Origin of the sequence: Streptomyces sp. NPDC002886 (assembly GCF_042888445.1) — a bacterium.
In the GTDB taxonomy this organism is placed as follows: Bacteria; Actinomycetota; Actinomycetes; order Streptomycetales; family Streptomycetaceae; genus Streptomyces.
This window is the reverse complement of record NZ_JBIAPV010000001.1, coordinates 718,486-737,250: the sequence shown is the minus strand read 5'-3', so window position 1 is coordinate 737,250 and position 18,765 is coordinate 718,486. Positions and strand designations below refer to the sequence as shown.

The following is an 18,765-nucleotide window of genomic DNA, read 5'->3' as shown; positions in this document are numbered from 1 at the left end:
ACTGTCAACGACGAAGCCAGCGGAGCCGTGGCCTTACGATGACGGGATGGAGTGGCTTGAGGTCAGCACGGAGAACTGCCCCGTCCAGCGCGCGCTCGACGTGGTCGGGGAGAAGTGGACGCTGCTGATACTGCGCGACGCCGTCAACGGGGTGCGCCGCTTCGACGGCTTCCACCGTCACATCGGCCTCTCGGAGGCCGTCCTCAGCGACCGCCTGCGGAAGCTGACCGCGGCCGGAGTGCTGGAGACCGTCAGCTACCAGGAACCGGGACGGCGCTCCCGCAAGGAGTACCGCCTGACCCGTAAGGGCTGGGACCTGTGGCCCGTCCTGATGGCGCTCGGCCAGTGGGGCGAGACGTACGCCCTCGGCCCCGACGTCCCCCGCCCCGTCCTGGACATGACCCACACCGACTGCGGCGCCCCGGTCCGCGTCGCCGTCCAGTGCACCGCGGACCACACCGCCCTGAACCCGCAGGACGTCACCGTCCGCCCGGGTCCGGGTGCCCGCGGCTCCTCCTGAACGGCCGTCCCGAACGACACGCCTACGCGGCCTTGCCCGGCGCCGGTCGCGGCAGTTCGGCGCGCCGCACGGCGCTGGAGGACAGGGCGATGGCCACGCCCAGGCTGCCGAAGGCGCCGCAGCCGACGAAGACCGGGGCGGAGCCCCAGGCTCCGATGGCGGCGCCGACGAGCGGGTAGCTGAGGGGCGCGAGACCGACCATGGTGAGCATGAGGACGGAGGTGACCCGGCCGAGGTACGCGGGGTTCGCCGCGGTCTGTATCAGGGAGTTGTTCAGGCTGCCGAAGACGCCCGCGCCCAGTCCGACGACCGCCGCGAGCACCACGGCGATCCAGAGGGCCGGCACCAGCGCGATGGTGGCCGCGCCCGCGCAGCCCATCAGCAGGGTCCCGGAGAGCACCAGGCCGGCGCGGGGCAGACGGCCGAGGAGGGCGAGCAGCGCCGCGCTGGCGGCCGCTCCCGCGCCGAAACCGCCGACGATCCAGCCGTAGCCGGAAGCTCCCCACCCCCGCTCCGCGTTGAGCAGCACCATGCCGACATTGAGCGTGCCCGTGAGGCCGAGCTCGCATACCGCGCCGGCGGCGACGAGCGGGCCGATGAGGCGATGGCGGCGGATGTAGCGCAGGCCGTCGAGCAGGTCCTTCCACGCCGTGCCCGGTTCCGCCGGGGTCTCCTCGCGCGCCCCGACGGGCCGCACGCGCACCGTCATCAGGAGCGGCAGGGACAGTGCGAAGAGGAGGCCCGCGACGGTGAAGGCGGCCGTGGGGCCGCCGAGTCCCATGGCCAGGCCCCCGAGAGGAGGGCTCGCGATCTGACCGAGGCGCATGGACAGGGAGCGCATGCCGGTCACGCGGGTGAGCTGATCGGCGCTGGTGATCCGCGGCGGGAGCGCTCCGATCGCGGGTATGAACAGGGCGTCGACCGCGCCGAAGACCAGCGCCACGGCGACCAGGAGCCACAAGGCCGGTACGGTCAGGGCGACGGCGGCGGCCACCGACAGGAGCAGGACGCAGCGCAGCGCGTCGCTGCCGAGCAGGACGCGCCGGGGATCGAACCGGTCGGCCACCACGCCTCCGCCCAGCATCAGCAGGGCCCGGGGCAGCGCCCCGGCGGCCATGATGAGGCCGACCTCGGCCGGACCGGCGGACTTCTGCGCGGACCAGGCCAGGGCGATGAAGTACACGTTGTCGCCGACGAGGGAAACGGTGTACGCGGCGAGCCAGCGCAGCACGTTGCCGTCGCGGTGGGCGGGCACGGCGGCGTATCCGGACAGGGCTCTCTCTGCGGTGGCCAAGGCAGGCTCCAGTGGCTCGGGACGCGCGGGATCGGGCTGGGGGTGCGGCTCGGAACGCGGTGGGGACACGGCTCGGAATACCGGTGGGGATACGGCTCCGTCAGAGCCGGAACGGGAACCCGTAGAGGTGCACGGACACGTGCTCGCGGTCCTCGGCGTCACCCTCCGCTCGGGCGGCCTTGCCGCGCTCCCGCCAGCGCCGGGTGAGGGCCTCGAACTCGGCGCTCATCTCGGCGAGTTCCTCGGCGGTCAGCTCGAGCATCCACTCGGAGGTGAACGCGGCGTCGGTCCAAGCCGGGCTCCACGCGTCCGTCTGGTCCAGGTACGCGCGGTACTGCGCGGTGCGGTTGTCGAGGATGCCGCGGGTCACCGCGTCGACGGCGGCGGCCCCTTCGGGCGTCTGCGCGAAGTCCGAGCCGCGGAAGCCCCAGCCCTCGTCGGACGCCGCCTGCCACCACCGCTCGCGGCCGTCGGTGCCCTGGCCGCTCGCCTCGGTCACGAAGCCGTGCTCGGCCAGCTTGCGCAGGTGGTAACTGACCAGCGACGGGGCCTGGTCGACCTGCTCGGCCAGCTGGGACGCGGTGGCCGTGCCGGCGGCGTACAGCAGCCGGTAGAGCTGCATGCGCAGGGGGTGCGTGAACGCCTTCAGCCGGGACAGGTCGGTGATCCGCTCGGGGGCGTGCTTCGGTCGCATGGGGGAACAGTAGATATGAAGCGGAATTTGCGCAATAAATATTTTGGAACTGCGGACGGGGGAGCCCCGGACCGGTCGGTGACCTGTCCGGGGCTCTCGTGGCGGCGGGGAGCGGACGCGGGGAGCGGCCGCGGTCAGTCGGGAAGGCGTTCGCCCGTCGCCGTGTGGAAGAGGTGGATGTCCTCCTGGCGCGGGATGACCCGGATGGTCTTGCCGCGCAGGCCCTCCTCGCGGCCGTACGTCCGTACGGTCAGCGGCTGGGTGTTGCCGTCGCCCAGGTCGAGGTGCCCGTACGCGAAGCCGTCCGCGCCGAGTTCCTCCACCGAGTAGAAGGTGACGGGCAGGCCCTTGTCGCTGTGCGCGGCGTGGAAGTCCAGGTGTTCGGGACGGATCCCCAGGGTGACGGCGGCGCCGCCCGCCGCCGCCCGGGCCGCAGGGCTGATCTTGACCGTGGAGCCGCCGAAGCGGATGCCGTCCCCGTGCAGCGGCAGGCTCAGCAGGTTCATGGCGGGGGAGCCGATGAACCCGGCCACGAACTTGTTCGCCGGCCGGTCGTACATGGTGCGCGGGGAGTCGCACTGCTGGAGGAGGCCGTCCGCGAGGACCGCGACGCGGTCGCCCATCGTCATGGCCTCCACTTGGTCGTGGGTGACGTAGACGGTGGTGGTGCCCAGGCGGCGCTGGAGGTTCGCGATCTCGGCGCGCGTCTGGACGCGGAGCTTGGCGTCGAGGTTGGACAACGGCTCGTCCATCAGGAAGGCCTGAGGTTCGCGGACGATCGCCCGGCCCATGGCCACGCGCTGGCGCTGGCCGCCGGAGAGGGCCTTGGGCTTGCGGTCGAGGTACTCGGTGAGGTCGAGGATCTTCGCCGCCTCCTCGACCTTCTTGCGGATGGTCTCCTTGTCCACCTTGGCGATCTTCAGGGCGAAGCCCATGTTCTGAGCGACCGTCATGTGGGGGTAGAGCGCGTAGTTCTGGAACACCATCGAGATGTCCCGGTCCTTGGGCGGCAGGTGCGTGACGTCACGGCCGCCGATGGAGATCGAACCCGAGGTGACCTCTTCGAGTCCGGCCAGCATCCGCAGGGTGGTGGACTTGCCGCAGCCCGAGGGGCCGACGAGAACGAGGAACTCCCCGTCGGCGATGTCGAGGTCCAGCGATTCGACCGTGGGGCGGTCGGCGCCGGGGTAGGTGAGGCTCGTCTGGTGGAACGTGATCCCGGCCATGGCTGTCAATCCCTCTTTCACCGGCGGTACGTGCCGGACGATCCGTGTGGGTGGGGTTGGCAGGAGTGGCGGAGCTGTATTGCGGTACGCGGGGTAAACCGCATTAGTGCCAGTTTTGGTTGACCGGCGATAAGAAGTCAACCTCTCCCGGAACGATCGCCTTCGTTATCGAATCGATATCACGCCAAAGGAGGTGAGGACTAAAGCGCATCAGTGCAGGTCGGAGTGATGGTTAGGGAGTGACTTTCGGACTGTTCGGCCTCCCGCTGTCGTATTCGGGACGTACGGGTGCCTGTCGCGCGGGACTTTGGTCATATTGACGGAATCTTGATTCCGGGTGAGTTTGGGCCCAGTGATCCGGCGACGAGGCCGGAACTCCCCCTGAAGGCGGCGACGATGACCCGTGAGAACGTGACCCGTATAGCCATCACCACGCTCGTGGCCGGCACTTTCCTCGCGACCTCCGCGTGTGGCATGAGCGGTGGCGCCGGAGACGTGAAGGAGGGGGAGAAGACCGGCAAGGTGGCCGGACAGATCACGTTCCGCACGCTCCAGCTGAAGCCCATGTTCACGTCGTACGTCCAGGGGGTCATCGACGCGTTCGAGAAGAAGTACCCGGACGCGAAGGTGAAATGGGAGGACGTGCCGGGCGACGGCTACAACGAGAAGATCGTCGCCGACGCCCAGGCCGGGGCCCTCCCCGACGTGGTCAACCTCTCCACCGACTCCTTCCAGCTCCTCGGCGACCGCGGGATGCTGGCGGACGTGGCGAAGCTCGACCCCGAGGTGGCCAAGGAGTACGTCCCCGGCGCCTGGGAGCAGTTCAAGCTGCCCGGCAAGGGGGACAGCGTGTTCGCGTACCCCTGGTACGTGACCCCGGAGATCCTCACGTACAACAAGGACCTCTTCGAGAAGGCCGGTCTCGACCCGGCCGAGCCGCCGACCAGCGTCGAGCAGTTCTTCGACTACGCCGAGCGGATCGCCGCCAAGTCCGGGGGCAAGTACTCGGCCTTCATGGCCGACCCCAAGGGCCGGCTGCCCGGGGACTGGCAGAAGATGGGCGTCCCGATCCTGAACGAGAAGCAGGACGCGTTCACCTTCGACACCGACAAGGCCGTCGAGTGGGTCGAGCGGATGAAGTACCTGTACGCCAAGGGCGCCATGCCCAAGGAATCCCTGCTCAAGCAGGACGACATCAACCAGCTCTACGGCGGCGGCAAGATCGTCTTCGGTCCCGGGTCCCCGGGCTTCGTCAAGGACATCAAGCAGAACGCCCCGCAGGTCTACGCGAACACGCAGGTCGCGGGCGCCGTCACCGGGCAGCTCGGCCACATCGGCATCTACGCCCAGTCGCTCGGCATCAAGAAGGACACCAAGCACATGGACGCGGCGACCGAGTTCGCCAAGTGGCTCACCAACGGCCCCAACCAGGTGGAGTTCTCGAAGCACGCCACCATCTACCCCTCCAACGCCGTCGGCCTCGCCGACCCCCTCTTCTCGGACCGGGGTGACGGCAAGGACGCGCAGACGCTGGCCCGCGCCATCGGCGCCGAACAGCTGAAGACCGCCGGACTCGACGCCAACACCCCCGTCCAGTGGACCAACCAGGTCGGTGACGTGGTCGTGCGCGAGATGCAGAAGGCCATCAAGGGAGAGCAGGACGCCAAGACGGCGGTGAGGAAGGCCCAGGAGGAGGCGAACAAGCTGCTCGCCAAGACGGCACAGCGGTGACGGCGGCAGCGGAGAGAGGAGAGGAAGGCGCCATGAGCCCCACGAGTCCGCCCGCAGGGCCGGGACTGCGGGAGAGGCCCGGCCCGTCCCGACGGGGCAACGCCCCGCGGAGCAAAGCCGCGACCGGGCAGGCCAAGCAGTCCAGGCAGGCCAAGCAGGCGAAGAAGGCGAAGAAGGCCATGGAGGCCGAGACCGGGCTGCGCCACCGCACGTGGTGGACCCCGTACCTCTTCCTCGCCCCGGGCCTGATCATGGTGACGATGTTCAGCCTCTGGCCGTTCGTCAACACCGTGATCCTCTCCTTCACCGACGCGCAGATCCTGCGCGGCGGCGGGTTCGTCGGCTTCGACAACTACACCCGCGCCTTCGCCGACCCCGACTTCTGGGTCGCCACCGGCAACAGCGTGCTGTACCTCGTGGTCGTCGTCCCCTGCCTGGTCTTCCTGCCGCTGGCCCTCGCGGTCCTCGTGCAGACGAAGGTGCCCGGCATCGGCTTCTTCCGGTCGGTGTTCTACACCCCGGTGATCGCCTCGGCCGTGGTCGTCGGCCTCATCTGGCAGTGGGTGCTGCGCAGCGACGGCCTGGTCAACACGCTGTTCCAGAAGCTGAGCATCATCTCCGAGCCGATCCCGTTCCTGACCGACAGCACCATGCTGCTGGTCTCCGCGATGATCGTGACCGTGTGGAAGGGCCTCGGCTACTACATGGTCTTCTACCTCGCGGCCCTCGGAAACGTCTCCACCTCGCTCTACGAGGCCGCCGCACTGGACGGCGCGGGCCCCGTCCGCCGCTTCTTCAGCATCACCGTTCCCCAGGTGAAGCCGATGATGCTGCTCGTCGGCACCCTCTCCGCGATCTCCGCGCTCCGCGTCTTCACCGAGATCTACATCCTCGGCGGGGAGAGCGGCGGTCCCGGCGGCGGCGCCCGTACGCTGCCCTTCCTCATCCGGCAGGTCGGCCTCGGCTTCTCCGGCGAGACCGGCTACGCGGCCGCCATCTCCATCCTGTTGTTCCTCCTGACGCTGGTCTTCAGCCTGCTGGGCCGCCGTCTCTCGAAGGGAGACGAAAGTTGAGCACCCTCGCTTCCCTCGGCAACACGTCGGGCAAGCGCGTCGGAGCCGACGCGCGGCGGTACTGGACCGGCCTCGCCGGCCGGTACGCCACGCTCCTCCTGATGCTCGTGATCATGCTCGGGCCGATCGTCTGGCAGTTCCTGACCTCGATCCGCGGCCGCACCGAGAACGTGTACGACGGGGTGCTGCCCTCGCAGCCCACCCTCGACAACTACTTCCGGGTCGCCGAGTCCTTCCCGCTGTTCCAGTACGTCGGCAACACCCTGACGGTGGCGGTCCTCGCCATCACCTCGAACATGCTGTTCGCGGCCATGGGCGGCTACGCCCTCTCCCGGGCCGCCTGGAAGGGCCGCAAGATCGTCTTCACCGTGCTGGTGGCGACGCTGATGTTCCCCTTCGAGTCCGTGATGATCTCGATGTTCCTGACGGTCCGCGAGATGGGCCTGGTCGACACCCTCATCGGCGTCTGGCTGCCCGGCGCGGTCTCCGTCCTCAACATCATGATCATGCGCTCGGCGTTCCTCTCCGTCCCCAAGGAGGTCGAGGAAGCCGCGGTCCTGGACGGCGCGAACGAATGGACCCGCTTCACCCGGGTCTTCCTCCCCGCCGCGAAGGGAGCCCTGGCCGTCGTCTGCATCACCAGCTTCATGGGCGCCTGGGACGACTTTCTCTGGCCCCTGCTGGTGCTGACCAACAGCGACAACTACACCCTCCAGCTCGGCCTGAAGACCCTGGCCGGCGCCACCACCGTCAGCGACCAGCGGATCATCGCCGCCGGTGCGATGGCCGCGCTGATCCCGATGATGCTGCTCTTCTTCGCCCTCCAGCGCTTCTTCTTCAAGGGCGTCGGCGAGGGAGCCATCAAGACCTGACCTGACCTGAGCTGACTGGGCCCGACCTGACCGGGCCCGTCCGAGCCCCGGCGGCCCGGCCGCCCGGCCCCCGATCCATCGCGGGACCACAGTCCACCCCCACCCTGGAGCAGCCGTCATGCACGACGACCGCAGCATCACCGAACACCGCCTCCGCCGTGTCCTCAAGGAGCGCATCAAGCCCGCCGTCCACTCCCGCCCGGTCCCGCTGACCGTGGAGCGGTGGGAGGCCCCCGGCGAGCCCGTCCCCGTGGCCGAGGGCCTGGCGGCCTCCTACGAACCCTGCGCCATCGGCGACATGTGGGGCCCGGCCTGGGGCACCACATGGTTCAAGGTCACCGGCACCGTCCCCGCCGACTGGGCCGGCCGCACGGTCGAAGCCGTGCTCGACCTCGGCTTCGACCGGATGATGCCCGGCTTCCAGTGCGAGGGCCTGGTCCACCGCGCCGACGGCGGAGAGGTCAAGGCGCTCAACCCGTACAACGACTGGGTGCGCGTCGCCGACCGCGCGGACGGCGGCGAGCGCATCGAGTGGTACGTCGAGGGCGCCTCCAACCCGATCCTCGTCGACCACGCGGTCACCTACGAGGGCGACAAGCGGACCAGCGGCGACAGGCCCCTCTACCGGCTCGCCCGGATGGACCTCGCCGTCTTCGAGACCGAGGTCTGGGAACTCGTACAGGACCTCGAAGTCCTCTACGACCTGATGACGCAGCTCGACGAGCGCGATGCCCGGCGCTACGAGATCCTGCGCGCCATCGACTCCGCCCTCGACGCGGTGGACCTCTGCGACGTCCCCGGTACCGCGGCCGACGCCCGCGCGCTGCTCGCCGAGGTCCTGGCCGCCCCCGCCAACGCCTCCGCGCACCGGATCAGCGCCGTCGGCCACGCCCACATCGACTCCGCCTGGCTGTGGCCGCTGCGCGAGACGGTGCGCAAGGTCTCGCGGACCACGTCCAACATGCTGGGCCTGATGGACGAGCACCCCGAATTCGTCTTCGCCATGTCCCAGGCCCAGCAGCTCGACTGGATCAAGACCTACCGGCCCGAGCTCTTCGAGCGCGTCAAGAAGAAGATCGCCGACGGGCAGTTCGTGCCGGTCGGCGGCATGTGGGTCGAGTCCGACACCAACATGGTCGGCGGCGAGGCCATGGCCCGCCAGTTCCTGTACGGCAAGAAGTTCTTCATGGACGAGTTCGGCATCGAGACGAACAACGTCTGGCTGCCCGACTCCTTCGGCTACACCGCCGCCATGCCGCAGATCGTCAAGCTCTCCGGCTCGAAGTGGTTCCTCACCCAGAAGATCTCCTGGTCCCAGGTCAACAAGTTCCCCCACCACACCTTCTGGTGGGAGGGCATCGACGGCACCCGCGTCTTCACGCACTTCCCGCCCGTCGACACCTACAACTCCGACCTCGGCGGCGCCCAGCTGGCGCACGCCGCCCGCAACTACCAGGAGAAGGGGCGGGGTTCACGCTCGCTGGCCCCCTTCGGCTGGGGCGACGGCGGAGGCGGCCCGACCCGCGAGCAGCTCGGCCGCGCCAAGCGGCAGCGGGACCTCGAAGGCTCCCCGCGCGTGGAGATCGAGCGCCCCGACGCGTTCTTCGAGAAGGCGCACGCCGAGTACGGGGACGCGCCCGTGTGGGCCGGCGAGCTCTACCTGGAACTGCACCGCGGCACCTACACCTCCCAGGCCAAGACCAAGCAGGGCAACCGGCACAGCGAATCACTGCTGCGCGAAGCCGAGTTGTGGGCGTCCACGGCCGCGGTGAAGGTCCCCGGGTACGCGTACCCGTACGAGGACCTGGAGCGGATCTGGAAGACCGTGCTGCTCCACCAGTTCCACGACATCCTCCCCGGCTCCTCGATCGCCTGGGTGCACCGCGAGGCCCGCGAGACGTACGCCAAGGTGCGCGAGGAACTGACGGCCGTCACCGTGGCCGCGCAGACGGCCCTCGCCGGAGCGGGCGAGGAGGAGCTCGTGTTCAACTGCGCCCCGCACGCCCGGCGCGGAGTCCCCGCCGGCGGGGCCGGCCGGCCGGCGGCCGCCGAGCAGCCCGTCACGGTGCAGGAGCGCCACGGCGGCGGCCACGTCCTCGCCAACGGGCGGCTCCTCGTGGAGATCGACGGCCGCGGCCTGATCGTGTCCGCGTACGACCTGGAGGCCGGCCGGGAATCGATCGCCCCCGGGGCCGCCGCGAACCTGCTCCAGATCCACCCCGACTTCCCGAACATGTGGGACGCCTGGGACATCGACGCGTTCTACCGCAACAAGGTCACTGATCTGGTGGACCTGGACGCGCTGGAGGTCGCGGGGGCCGGGCCCGACGCGGCCGCCGTGCGGGTGAGCCGCTCGTTCGGTCTGTCCCGTGTGGTCCAGACGGTCACCCTGCGGGCCGGGGCGAAAACGGTGGACATCGTCACGGACGTGGACTGGCACGAGACGGAGAAGTTTCTCAAGTCGGCCTTCCCGCTGGACGTCAAGGCCGAACGGTCCGCCTCCGAAACGCAGTTCGGGCATGTGTACCGGGCCACCCACACCAACACCTCCTGGGAGGCGGCCAAGTTCGAGATCTGCGCGCACCGCTGGATTCACGCCGAGGAGCCCGGCTGGGGCGTCGCGGTCCTCAACGACTCCACGTACGGGCACGACGTCACCCGCGACGTGCGCCCGGACGGCGGCCAGACCACCACCGTCCGCCTCTCCCTCCTGCGGGCCCCGCGCTACCCGGACCCGGAGACCGACCAGGGCGCGCACACCCTGCGCTTCTCGCTGGCCCCCGGCGCGGCCGTGGGCGACGCGGTCCGCGAGGGCCACGCGCTGAACCTGCCCGAGCGCGTGTTGCGCGGCGCGGGCCCGGTGGCCCCGCTGGTCGCGGTGGACACGGACGCGGTGGTCGTCGAGTCGGTGAAACTCGCCGAGGACCGCAGCGGCGACGTGGTCGTCCGGCTCTACGAATCCGGGGGCGGCCGCGCGCACGCCACCCTGGCGGCGGGGTTCCCCCTGACGGCGGCGGTCGAGAGCGACCTGCTGGAACGCCCTCTGGAGGGCGCGGCCGTCTCCGCCCTCGCCGCGGACGGCACGGTCGCCCTGACCCTGCGCCCGTTCCAGATCGTCACGGTCCGCCTCCACCGGGCCTGACCACCACCGCGGGGCGCCCCCTGGACCGGGGCGCCCCGCGGCGCGGGCCCACCCGTGCCGTATGTTCTGCCTGCCCGCCCCCGTCGGCGGGCCTCCGCATGTCAACGCACCCGTGGGGGGTCCCTCGTCATGTCCGCCGGTACCGCACGACTGTCACCGCTCGGCGCGCAGTCAAGCTGGCCATGATCCTCACGGCGGTGGTCTGCATCGTCTGGTTCCACCGGGTCCGGGTGAACGCCGGCGCGTACGCGCAGGGAGCCATCCGGGGCGGTGCGGGCTGGGCGATCGGAGTCTGGTTCATTCCGGTCGTGGGCTGTACCGTCCTGCGCTGCCTGATCGCGCTGAAGGTGTGGTCGGCCAGTGCGTCGAGGCTGTCGGGCAAGGCCACGCTGACCTCACTCGCCCCGGTCCCGGGGGTGCGACCCGGGATCACGCCCCGAGGAACGCCGCCACGGCCGCCGTGAACTCGCCCGGCGCCGCCGCGTGGATCAAGTGGCCGTACGGGAGGGTCAGCAGGCGGGCGTCCGGGATGCGGCGGACCACCTCGTCGAAGGACGCGGGCGCCAGGTGGCTGGTGGGACCGCCGTACACGACCAGCGTCGGGGCCGTGATCCGCGCCAGGTCCGCGAGCCAGGCCGGGTCGGGGCGGTCGAGCTGGGGCCGGACCGCGAGCACCATCGCCCAGTCGAAGGCGAGTTCGCCCTCGGGGCGTTCCGGGACCACGGGCTCGCGGGGGAGCGGCGCGGGCGCGTCCTCCAGGACGAGACGGCCGAACCGGTGCGGCCGCGCGGAGGCCGCCAGGTACCCGACGACGCCCCCCATCGAATGCCCCACCAGGTCCACCCGGTCTAGTCCGAGGGCGTCCAGGAAGCCCAGCACGTCGTCCCGCATGAGCGGCAGCGAGTACGCCGACGGCCACGCGCTGGCTCCGTGGCCGCGCAGGTCCAGCGCGAACACCCGCCGCTCCCGAGCGAGTTCGTCCCGTACGGGCGCCCAGTCGGCGGCGGTCTTGCCGAGCGCCGGGAGCAGGAGCACCGGGGGTCCGGCCACCGGGCCGGTGACCTCGTAGGCGAGGCGCACTCCGCCGTTCACCGTCACGGTGCGCCGCTGGACCGGCGGGGTGCTGCTGGGATTCCGCGTCATCCGGCCGAGGGTAGCGTCCGGCATCGGGTGGCGGGGCAAGGGGCGGGGCAAAGGGCGGGGTCTCTCGCCCTCGTCGATCCGCGACGAGACGGGCCTGTGGTTTGTCACACAACGGTCATCAGCGGATAAGAACCGGAGGGTTGCCGGCGGCCGTCCTCACAGCTGTACCAGCCAGCCCTTTCCAGAGAAGAGCCGTCCACCATGATGCGTGTTGGCCCCCAGACGACCCCCGTGGCATCCGCTCGGGGCCGCGGAAGCTCCGCGGCCCCGCTGTTCGCCGTCGTCACAGGGCTGTTGCTCCTCACGGCCTGCGGCGCCGGCGGGGACACGGGCCGGGCGGAGGACGCGAAGGGGGCCGCCGACGCGGCGGGTGTGCAGGCCGCGGCGTCGAAGGCGGCCGCTCCGCCGAAGGTGACCACCGGAGCCGTACTGGACTTCGACCTGATTCCGGGGGCGGGGAAGACGGTGGGCACCGGCCAGCCGGTGTCCCTGCAGTTCGAGAAGCCGGTCAAGGACAAGGCCGCGGTGGAGAAGGCGCTGACGGTCACCGCGTCGAACCCGACCGAGGGTTCCTGGGGCTGGGTCACCACGCCCTCGGGCCACGACCGCCTGGACTGGCGCCCCAAGGACCCCTGGAAGCCCGGCACGGACGTCACGGTCAAGGGCACGCTCACCACGGTCGACCCCGGCGGCGCGCACTTCGACCGGGACCTGAACCGCACGTTCACGATAGGCCGCGACCAGCAGCTGACCGCCGACCTCGACACCCACCGGCTGATCGTCGAGCGCGACGGCAAGGTGGTGAAGTCCATCCCCATGTCCGGCGGGCAGCCCGTCAAGGGCCGCCAGTCCCGACTGGGCACCTACGCCCTCAAGACCCGGGAACCCAAGGTGCACATGACCTCCGCGTCCGTGGGCGGACCGGTGGACTACGACGTGATCGTCAACTGGGGCATGCGGGTGACCGACACCGGCGCCTACATCCACCAAGGGGTTCCCGAGGCGCAGAAATACGTCGGCAACACCAACCACAGCGCCGGCTGCATCGGCATGACCCCGGCCGACGCGAAGTGGCTCTTCGACAACACCATCCTCGGCGACCTGCTCACGATCAAGGGGAAGGAAGCCATCAAGAACGTCGACGGCCCCGGCAACGGATACGCCGACTGGAGCATCAGCTACGACGAGTGGAAGAAGCTGAGCAAGGCCGCCTGACGCGGGCCCGGCAGAACCTGGTGGACTGCCTGGGCGGTGCGCGGGAGTCGCTGGACACCGTGCACGGATACCCGGCCCCGCTGGCAGTGGCGATCGGCGGCGTCCGGGACCGCGGCAGTGAGCTCGCTCGCGCGTAGGGGGATTCTGACGTCCGGAGACCCGCGAGAATCAACCTCGTGAGTACACCAACGCAGTCCCAGCGGATCGTCGGACGCGGCGTCAGCACCCTTATCCCGCAGAGCGCCACCGATCAGGCCATGGCCGCGCTCACCGGGCTGGAGACCGTGCCCGTGCACGTGGGGCTCCTCCAGGCGGCCGCCCTCCTGCTGGAGGACGCCGCGCGGACCGCTACGGACGAGGCGACGAAGGCCGCCATGGCCAAGACAGCTGGGATGCTGCGGTCCGCCATGTAGGGGCTGCCGGTCGCTACGGAGGTCCGGCAGGGCCGGACAGTGGAGGTGCCGCCGACCGTCCCCACCCCGCGGTACGTCCGGGCTGGATGCCGTTCGGCTCCGAGTCGCGCCCGAACGGCCTCTGGCGGCGACCCGGAGCAGCGCGAGCGGTACGCACACGACCGGGCGGGCTCCGGCGCGCCGTCGGGCTCAGGTCTTGGAGGCGCCCAGGGTGCTGCCCCGCAGCCATGCGTCCCAGCTCAGGTTCCAGTCGCCGTAGCCGTTGCCGAAGTGGTCCATGGGCTTGCCGGTCGTGCCCGTCACCTCGATGACGTCGCCGACGCGGGACCGTTCGTACAGCCACTTCGCGTCGGCCACCGACATGCCGATGCAGCCGTGGCTGACGTTGGCCTTGCCGAAGGACTCCGCGTTGTCGGGCGCCGCGTGGACGTACTCGCCGCTGACGGTCTCGCGCATGCTCCATTCGTACCGGCCGTAGAACCCGTCCGGGCCGGTGCGCGGGATGCCGATGGTCAGGGAGTCCATCAGGACGGTGGCGTCCTTGCTGAGGATCGTCTTGACGCCCTCGCGCGTCTTGAACCGCTCCTCGCCGCCGCTGACCGGGATGGTCCGCAGGGGCGTGCCGTCCTTGACCACCGTGAGCGTGTGCGCGGCGAGGTCCACCTTGCTGACCATCGCGGGGCCCACCCGGAAGGTCAGCCTGCGGTTTCCGGCGGCGGCGGTGCGGTCGTCCAGCTGCACTCCCGCGAGCCTGGCGTCGAGGGTCACCTCGGTGCCTGCGGGCCAGTACTCCCGCGGCCGGAAGTGGAGGTGCGTGTCCCCCTTGGCCTCCGCCCAGTGCCAGGCGCCGACGACCCCGGTGGAGGTCTTGATCTCCATGCGGCCCTCGATGCCGGCCCGGAGCGCGGGGTCCACCTTCTGGCCCTTGAAGACCAGGGAGACGGGCTGGCCGATGCCGACCGTCGTGCCGTGCGCGGGGGCGATCGCCGGGCGCACCTGACGGGGCGGGTTCCGCAGGAGCCGGGCCTCGGGCGCGGGGGAGCGGGTCGGGTCGGGGGCGGGCCCGGGCGCGGTCGACGGTGGGGAGGCGGCCGTGTCCACGGCGTCCACAGGGTTCACGGGGTCCACGGCGTCCGCCGCGGCCTTGCGGCCGAGCCGGTCGGTGTCGGACTCGGCGATGGCGCAGCCGGCGAGCAGCACCGTGGCCGCGGCGCCGGCCAGGGCCGCACGCAGAGCGGGGGCGCCGTGGCGCGTGCGGGCGGCACGGCCCTCGGGGGCGGGGAATGCGGGCATCCCCCCATCCTTCGCGATCACCCCGGCCGTGAACTGCGCCACAGGTCCCGCCGGTGAAGGCCCTTGGCCCTGGGAATCGGCGGATCTCCGGGCCGCGGGGTTCCGCACTCGGTTGTGCACCTAGTTGCATAATAAGCGCCCGCTCAGCTAGAACAGGTTCATCACCCCCCGCGCGAGGAGGCGCCCCTCATGAGTCCCCAGAGCCGGTACCCGCACCTGCTGAGCCCCCTGGACCTCGGTTTCACCACCCTGCCGAACCGCGTGATCATGGGCTCCATGCACACCGGCCTCGAAGAGCACGAGCGGGGCTTCGAACGTCTCGCCGCCTTCTACGCCGAGCGCGCCCGCGGCGGCGCGGGCCTGATCGTCACCGGCGGCATAGCCCCGAACGACGCCGGACGGCCCTTCGAGGGGGGTGCCCGCCTCACCACCGAGGAGGAGGCCGCCGAGCACCGGGTGGTCACCGACGCGGTGCACGCCGAGGGCGGGAAGATCGCGATGCAGATCCTCCACTTCGGCCGCTACGCCTACCACAAGGACCTGGTCGCCCCCAGCGCCCTCCAGGCCCCCATCAGCCCCTTCGTCCCGAACGCGCTCACCGACGCCGACGTCGAGCGCACCGTCGAGGACTTCGTCCGCGCCGCCCGGCTCGCCAAGCTGGCCGGCTACGACGGCGTCGAGATCATGGGCTCCGAGGGCTACCTGGTCAACGAGTTCATCGCCGCCGCCACCAACAAGCGCACCGACCGCTGGGGCGGCGCCTACGAGAACCGCGTGCGCTTCCCGCTGGAGATCGTCCGGCGCACCCGCGCCGCCGTCGGCGAGGACTTCATCCTCATCTACCGCCTCTCCATGCTCGACCTGATCCCCGGCGGCTCCACCCTCGACGAGGTCGTCCACCTCGCGAAGGAGATCGAGGCGGCCGGCGCCACCATCATCAACACCGGCATCGGCTGGCACGAGGCCCGCATCCCCACCATCGCCACCTCCGTCCCGCGCGGCGCCTACACCTGGGTCACCAAGCGGCTGATGGGCGCCGTCTCCGTCCCCCTCGTCACCAGCAACCGCATCAACACCCCGGAGATCGCCGAGGAGTTGCTCGCCGACGGCCGCGCGGACCTGGTCTCGCTCGCCCGCCCCTTCCTCGCCGACGCCGATTTCGTCGCCAAGGCCGCCGCCGGGCGCTCCGAGACCATCAACACCTGCATCGGCTGCAACCAGGCCTGCCTGGACCACACCTTCAGCGGCAAGCTCACCACCTGCCTGGTCAACCCGCGCGCCTGCAACGAGACCGAACTCATCCTGTCTCCGACCCAGTTGAAGAAGCGCGTCGCCGTCGTCGGAGCCGGCCCGGCCGGCCTGGCCTGCGCCGTCTCCGCGGCCGGCCGCGGCCACGCCGTCACCCTCTACGAGGCCTCCGGCCACATCGGCGGCCAGCTCGACATCGCCCGCCGCATCCCCGGCAAGGAGGAGTTCGAGGAGACCATCCGCTACTACGGCACCCAACTCGCCGAGCACGCGGTCGAGGTCAAGCTGAACACCCGCGCCGACGTCGAGACCCTGCGCGGCTACGACGAGGTCGTCGTCGCCACCGGCGTCACCCCGCGCATCCCCGACATCGAGGGCGTCGACGGCCCCAACGTCGTCAGCTACCTCGACGTCCTGCGCGACGGCGCCCCCGTCGGGCAGCGCGTCGCCGTCCTCGGCGCCGGCGGAATCGGCTTCGACGTCGCCGAGTTCCTCACCGACAGCGGCGAAGGCGCCTCCCAGGACCCGGAGGTCTACTTCCGCCACTGGGGCGTGGACACCGCCTACACCGGCCCCGGCGGCCTCACCGCCCCCGAGCGCCCCGCCCCGCCGCGCCAGGTGCACCTGCTCCAGCGCAAGGCCACCAAGGTCGGCGCCGGGCTCGGCACCACCACCGGGTGGATCCACCGGGCGGAGCTCAAGCACCGCGGCGTCGTCTCCGTCGCCGGGGCCGCGTACGACAGGATCGACGGCGAGGGCCTGCACATCACGGTGGAGGGCGAGCAGCGCCTCGTACCCGCCGACACGGTGGTCCTGTGCACCGGCCAGGAACCGCGCCGCGACCTGTACGAGGCCCTGCGCGCGGCCGGCATCGAGGCGCACCTGATCGGCGGCGCCGACGTGGCCGCCGAACTCGACGCCAAGCGGGCCATCCGCCAGGGAACGGAACTGGCCGCCGCCCTCTGAGGCGCGCCCAGGCCGTCTCTTCCGGATCTTTCCGGGCCCGAGGCGCCTGACTGAAAGGGAGTTGTGGCGGTCCGGACCGGGCCGCCACAATCACCCGATGACGACGCTGACGCCGGCAGACGCGGACAAGATCCTCCACGACAACTTCGCCCCCTGGGTGCTCGCCCTCGGACTCACCGTCCAGGAGACGGGCGAGCGGCACGCCGTACTGCGGCTGCCCTGGTCCGACAGCCTCGCCCGCGACGGCGGGGGCCTCAGCGGGCAGGCCCTGATGGCCGCCGCGGACACCGCGACCGTCATCGCGATCTCCGCCGCGCGCGGGGCCTACGGTCCGATGACCACCGTCCAGCAGTCCACGAGCTTCCAACGGCCGGTGGTCGGCGCCGACGTGCTGATCGACGTACGGATCACCAAACTCGGCAAGCGGATGGCCTTCGCCGACATCACCATGACGCCCGAGGACGCCGAGGAACCGGCCGCGAAGGCCTCCACCGTCTACGCCCTGCTGGGGTGAGCGGCCCGCGGAGCGGGCTGCGGCACAACCGCCCCTTCATCGTCTTCTGGCTCGGCCAGGCCCTGTCGGTGCTCGGCGGCTCCATATCGATGCTCGCCCTGCCGCTGGTCGTCCTCGAACTCACCGGATCCCTGGTCGGGATGGGCCTGATCACCGCCCTCTCCGGGGTCTTCGCCATCGCCACGGGAACCTTCGCGGGGCACGTGGTGGACCGGGTGGACCGCCGCCGCCTGATGATCGGCTGCGACCTCGCGCGGGCGGCGCTGCTGGGCTCCGTACCGCTGGTGTGGTCCTTCGGCGGCCCGCGGATCTGGTGGCTGTACGTGCTGACCGCGCTCGTCACCGTACTGAAGACGCTCTTCGACGTGGCCTACGTCAGCGCCGTGCCCGCCCTGGTCGAACCGGCCGACCTGACCGCCGCCAACGCCCGGCTGATGGGCACCTTCGCCCTCGGCACCCTCCTCGGCCCGGTCGTGGCCGGCCTGCTCGTCGCGGGGATCGACGGGTCCTGGGCGCTCGCCCTGGACGGAGCCACCTTCCTCGTCTCGGGGATCAGCCTGCGGTGGGTCCGTTTCCGCACCCGGGGGGACGCGGCCACGTCCCGGCCGTCGCGGACGAACACCTCGCTGCGCGAGGTGTTCGTGGTCGGCTTCCGCTTCCTGTGGTCGCACGCCCTGCTGCGCCCGCTGACGGTTCTGCTCACCCTCCTCACCTTCGTCACCGTCGGAGCCACCGACCTGCTGATCTTCCGCCTCCAAGACGACCTCGACCGCTCCCCGGCGACCATCGGCTACGTGATGGCCGTGAGCGGCGTCGGCATCGTCTGTGCCTCCTTCGCCGCCGGGCCGCTGCGCCGGACCCTCGGCTTCGGCCCGTGCTGGCTCGGCGCGGTCGCGCTGATCGGCCTGTCCGTGGCGGGCATGGGAGCCAGCCGCAGCGTGCCCGTGATCGCGGCGATGGCCGTCCTCTTCATGTTCGGGGTGACGCTGGGCGGCGTCTGCTCCATGACCCTGCGCCAGGAAGTCACCCCGGACCACCTGCTCGGGCGGGTCACCTCCGCGTTCTGGACGGTCCACAACGCCTCGGGCCCGGTGGGAGCCGCGGTGCTCACCACCGTGGCGGCCCGGCACGGCGTCCCGTCGACCAGCCTGGCCGCGGGCGCCTTCTGCGTCCTGATCGCCGCCACCGGCCTCCTGACCCCCCTGCGCTCCGCCCGCCCGGACCCGCCGCGCAAACCGGTGGCGGGCGCGCCCGGGGGGCCGCCGGACCCCACCGCCACCGCTTCCCGGCGCACCCCGCGACGGGGCCGCCGCCGGTGAGCGGCAGGCCCGCCAGGGCCGCGCGGTGCCCGGGGACGTCTCGGTCGCGGGCTACGACGGCTCGTCCATCACCGAGTTCACCGACCCTCCCCTGACCACGGG

Annotated in this window: 17 protein-coding genes; 12 read left to right on the top strand and 5 right to left on the bottom strand. The window is 71.1% G+C overall.

The features are described from left to right. Nucleotides 1-46 precede the first annotated feature (46 nt). Nucleotides 47-520, top strand: coding sequence for a winged helix-turn-helix transcriptional regulator (locus ACFYYB_RS03300; RefSeq protein WP_389432944.1), 474 nt, complete (start codon nt 47-49; stop codon nt 518-520). 22 nt (nt 521-542) lie between these two features. On the opposite strand, the gene ACFYYB_RS03295 is transcribed toward ACFYYB_RS03300, so the two are convergent. The 3 genes from ACFYYB_RS03295 to ACFYYB_RS03285 all read right to left on the bottom strand — a co-directional run bounded on the left by ACFYYB_RS03295 (nt 543) and on the right by ACFYYB_RS03285 (nt 3,734). Further along, nucleotides 543-1,814: an MFS transporter gene (locus ACFYYB_RS03295; protein ID WP_389432943.1), complete on the bottom strand. Its 1,272-nt coding sequence runs from the start codon at nt 1,812-1,814 to the stop codon at nt 543-545. A 100-nt stretch (nt 1,815-1,914) separates the two neighbouring features. Continuing rightward, nucleotides 1,915-2,508, bottom strand: a complete 594-nt coding sequence (locus ACFYYB_RS03290) for an ArsR/SmtB family transcription factor (RefSeq protein ID WP_389432942.1) — start codon at nt 2,506-2,508, stop codon at nt 1,915-1,917. Nucleotides 2,509-2,642: 134 nt separating this feature from the next. Continuing rightward, nucleotides 2,643-3,734, bottom strand: a complete 1,092-nt coding sequence (locus tag ACFYYB_RS03285) for an ABC transporter ATP-binding protein (RefSeq protein WP_389432941.1) — start codon at nt 3,732-3,734, stop codon at nt 2,643-2,645. Nucleotides 3,735-4,130: 396 nt separating this feature from the next. Here ACFYYB_RS03285 and ACFYYB_RS03280 point away from each other — a divergent pair, with 396 nt between their 5' ends. The 5 genes from ACFYYB_RS03280 to ACFYYB_RS03260 all read left to right on the top strand — a co-directional run bounded on the left by ACFYYB_RS03280 (nt 4,131) and on the right by ACFYYB_RS03260 (nt 11,016). Further along, the gene (locus ACFYYB_RS03280; protein ID WP_389432940.1) at nt 4,131-5,465 is read left to right on the top strand and encodes an ABC transporter substrate-binding protein; all 1,335 of its coding nucleotides are present in this window, start codon (nt 4,131-4,133) and stop codon (nt 5,463-5,465) included. 179 nt (nt 5,466-5,644) lie between these two features. Beyond that, entirely contained in the window at nt 5,645-6,538 is an 894-nt protein-coding gene (locus tag ACFYYB_RS03275) for a carbohydrate ABC transporter permease (protein WP_389433452.1), read from the top strand. Next, nucleotides 6,535-7,410, top strand: coding sequence for a carbohydrate ABC transporter permease (locus tag ACFYYB_RS03270; protein WP_389432939.1), 876 nt, complete (start codon nt 6,535-6,537; stop codon nt 7,408-7,410). Before ACFYYB_RS03275 ends, ACFYYB_RS03270 begins: the two co-directional genes overlap by 4 nt. 118 nt (nt 7,411-7,528) lie before the next feature. Continuing rightward, on the top strand, nt 7,529-10,552 hold the full coding sequence (locus tag ACFYYB_RS03265; protein ID WP_389432938.1) for an alpha-mannosidase: 3,024 nt from the start codon (nt 7,529-7,531) through the stop codon (nt 10,550-10,552). Between the two features lie 98 nt (nt 10,553-10,650). Continuing rightward, nucleotides 10,651-11,016 (top strand): DUF4328 domain-containing protein, encoded by a 366-nt coding sequence (locus tag ACFYYB_RS03260; RefSeq protein ID WP_389432937.1) that lies wholly within the window; start codon nt 10,651-10,653, stop codon nt 11,014-11,016. Here the strand turns inward: ACFYYB_RS03260 and ACFYYB_RS03255 are convergent. Further along, nucleotides 10,982-11,695 carry an alpha/beta fold hydrolase gene (locus tag ACFYYB_RS03255; protein WP_389432936.1) on the bottom strand — a complete coding sequence of 238 codons (714 nt, stop codon included), beginning with the start codon at nt 11,693-11,695 and terminating at the stop codon, nt 10,982-10,984. The two genes, ACFYYB_RS03260 and ACFYYB_RS03255, sit on opposite strands and share 35 nt — an antisense overlap. A 231-nt stretch (nt 11,696-11,926) precedes the next feature. Between ACFYYB_RS03255 and ACFYYB_RS03250 the strand changes: the two genes are divergently transcribed. The 3 genes from ACFYYB_RS03250 to ACFYYB_RS03240 are packed head-to-tail and all read left to right on the top strand — an operon-like array spanning nt 11,927 to nt 13,323. Beyond that, nucleotides 11,927-12,910: a L,D-transpeptidase gene (locus ACFYYB_RS03250; RefSeq protein ID WP_389432935.1), complete on the top strand. Its 984-nt coding sequence runs from the start codon at nt 11,927-11,929 to the stop codon at nt 12,908-12,910. Then, complete coding sequence (locus ACFYYB_RS03245; RefSeq protein WP_389432934.1) at nt 12,883-13,047, top strand: hypothetical protein; 165 nt, start codon at nt 12,883-12,885, stop codon at nt 13,045-13,047. Before ACFYYB_RS03250 ends, ACFYYB_RS03245 begins: the two co-directional genes overlap by 28 nt. A 39-nt stretch (nt 13,048-13,086) precedes the next feature. After that, nucleotides 13,087-13,323 carry a hypothetical protein gene (locus tag ACFYYB_RS03240; RefSeq protein ID WP_389432933.1) on the top strand — a complete coding sequence of 79 codons (237 nt, stop codon included), beginning with the start codon at nt 13,087-13,089 and terminating at the stop codon, nt 13,321-13,323. 189 nt (nt 13,324-13,512) lie between these two features. Here the strand turns inward: ACFYYB_RS03240 and ACFYYB_RS03235 are convergent, their stop codons facing one another. Continuing rightward, complete coding sequence (locus ACFYYB_RS03235) at nt 13,513-14,616, bottom strand: Ig-like domain-containing protein (protein WP_389432932.1); 1,104 nt, start codon at nt 14,614-14,616, stop codon at nt 13,513-13,515. 189 nt (nt 14,617-14,805) lie between these two features. On the opposite strand from ACFYYB_RS03235, the gene ACFYYB_RS03230 reads away from it, so the two are divergent. The 3 genes from ACFYYB_RS03230 to ACFYYB_RS03220 all read left to right on the top strand — a co-directional run bounded on the left by ACFYYB_RS03230 (nt 14,806) and on the right by ACFYYB_RS03220 (nt 18,663). Continuing rightward, on the top strand, nt 14,806-16,830 hold the full coding sequence (locus ACFYYB_RS03230; RefSeq protein ID WP_389432931.1) for an FAD-dependent oxidoreductase: 2,025 nt from the start codon (nt 14,806-14,808) through the stop codon (nt 16,828-16,830). Between the two features lie 97 nt (nt 16,831-16,927). Continuing rightward, a complete protein-coding gene (locus ACFYYB_RS03225; protein WP_389432930.1) occupies nt 16,928-17,344 on the top strand; it encodes a PaaI family thioesterase in 417 nt (138 codons plus the stop codon). Next, on the top strand, nt 17,341-18,663 hold the full coding sequence (locus ACFYYB_RS03220; RefSeq protein WP_389432929.1) for an MFS transporter: 1,323 nt from the start codon (nt 17,341-17,343) through the stop codon (nt 18,661-18,663). The genes ACFYYB_RS03225 and ACFYYB_RS03220 overlap by 4 nt, the downstream gene beginning before the upstream one ends. Nucleotides 18,664-18,765: the final 102 nt, after the last annotated feature.

Excerpts from the sequence above, each read along its gene's own strand:
- ACFYYB_RS03300 (WP_389432944.1), top strand. The coding sequence starts at position 47 with ATGGAGTGGCTTGAGGTCAGCACGGAGAACTGCCCCGTCCAGCGCGCG.
- ACFYYB_RS03290 (WP_389432942.1), bottom strand. The coding sequence starts at position 2,508 with ATGCGACCGAAGCACGCCCCCGAGCGGATCACCGACCTGTCCCGGCTG.
- ACFYYB_RS03285 (WP_389432941.1), bottom strand. The coding sequence starts at position 3,734 with ATGGCCGGGATCACGTTCCACCAGACGAGCCTCACCTACCCCGGCGCC.
- ACFYYB_RS03280 (WP_389432940.1), top strand. The coding sequence starts at position 4,131 with ATGACCCGTGAGAACGTGACCCGTATAGCCATCACCACGCTCGTGGCC.
- ACFYYB_RS03275 (WP_389433452.1), top strand. The coding sequence starts at position 5,645 with ATGGAGGCCGAGACCGGGCTGCGCCACCGCACGTGGTGGACCCCGTAC.
- ACFYYB_RS03265 (WP_389432938.1), top strand. The coding sequence starts at position 7,529 with ATGCACGACGACCGCAGCATCACCGAACACCGCCTCCGCCGTGTCCTC.
- ACFYYB_RS03260 (WP_389432937.1), top strand. The coding sequence starts at position 10,651 with ATGTCAACGCACCCGTGGGGGGTCCCTCGTCATGTCCGCCGGTACCGC.
- ACFYYB_RS03255 (WP_389432936.1), bottom strand. The coding sequence starts at position 11,695 with ATGACGCGGAATCCCAGCAGCACCCCGCCGGTCCAGCGGCGCACCGTG.
- ACFYYB_RS03235 (WP_389432932.1), bottom strand. The coding sequence starts at position 14,616 with ATGCCCGCATTCCCCGCCCCCGAGGGCCGTGCCGCCCGCACGCGCCAC.
- ACFYYB_RS03230 (WP_389432931.1), top strand. The coding sequence starts at position 14,806 with ATGAGTCCCCAGAGCCGGTACCCGCACCTGCTGAGCCCCCTGGACCTC.
- ACFYYB_RS03225 (WP_389432930.1), top strand. The coding sequence starts at position 16,928 with ATGACGACGCTGACGCCGGCAGACGCGGACAAGATCCTCCACGACAAC.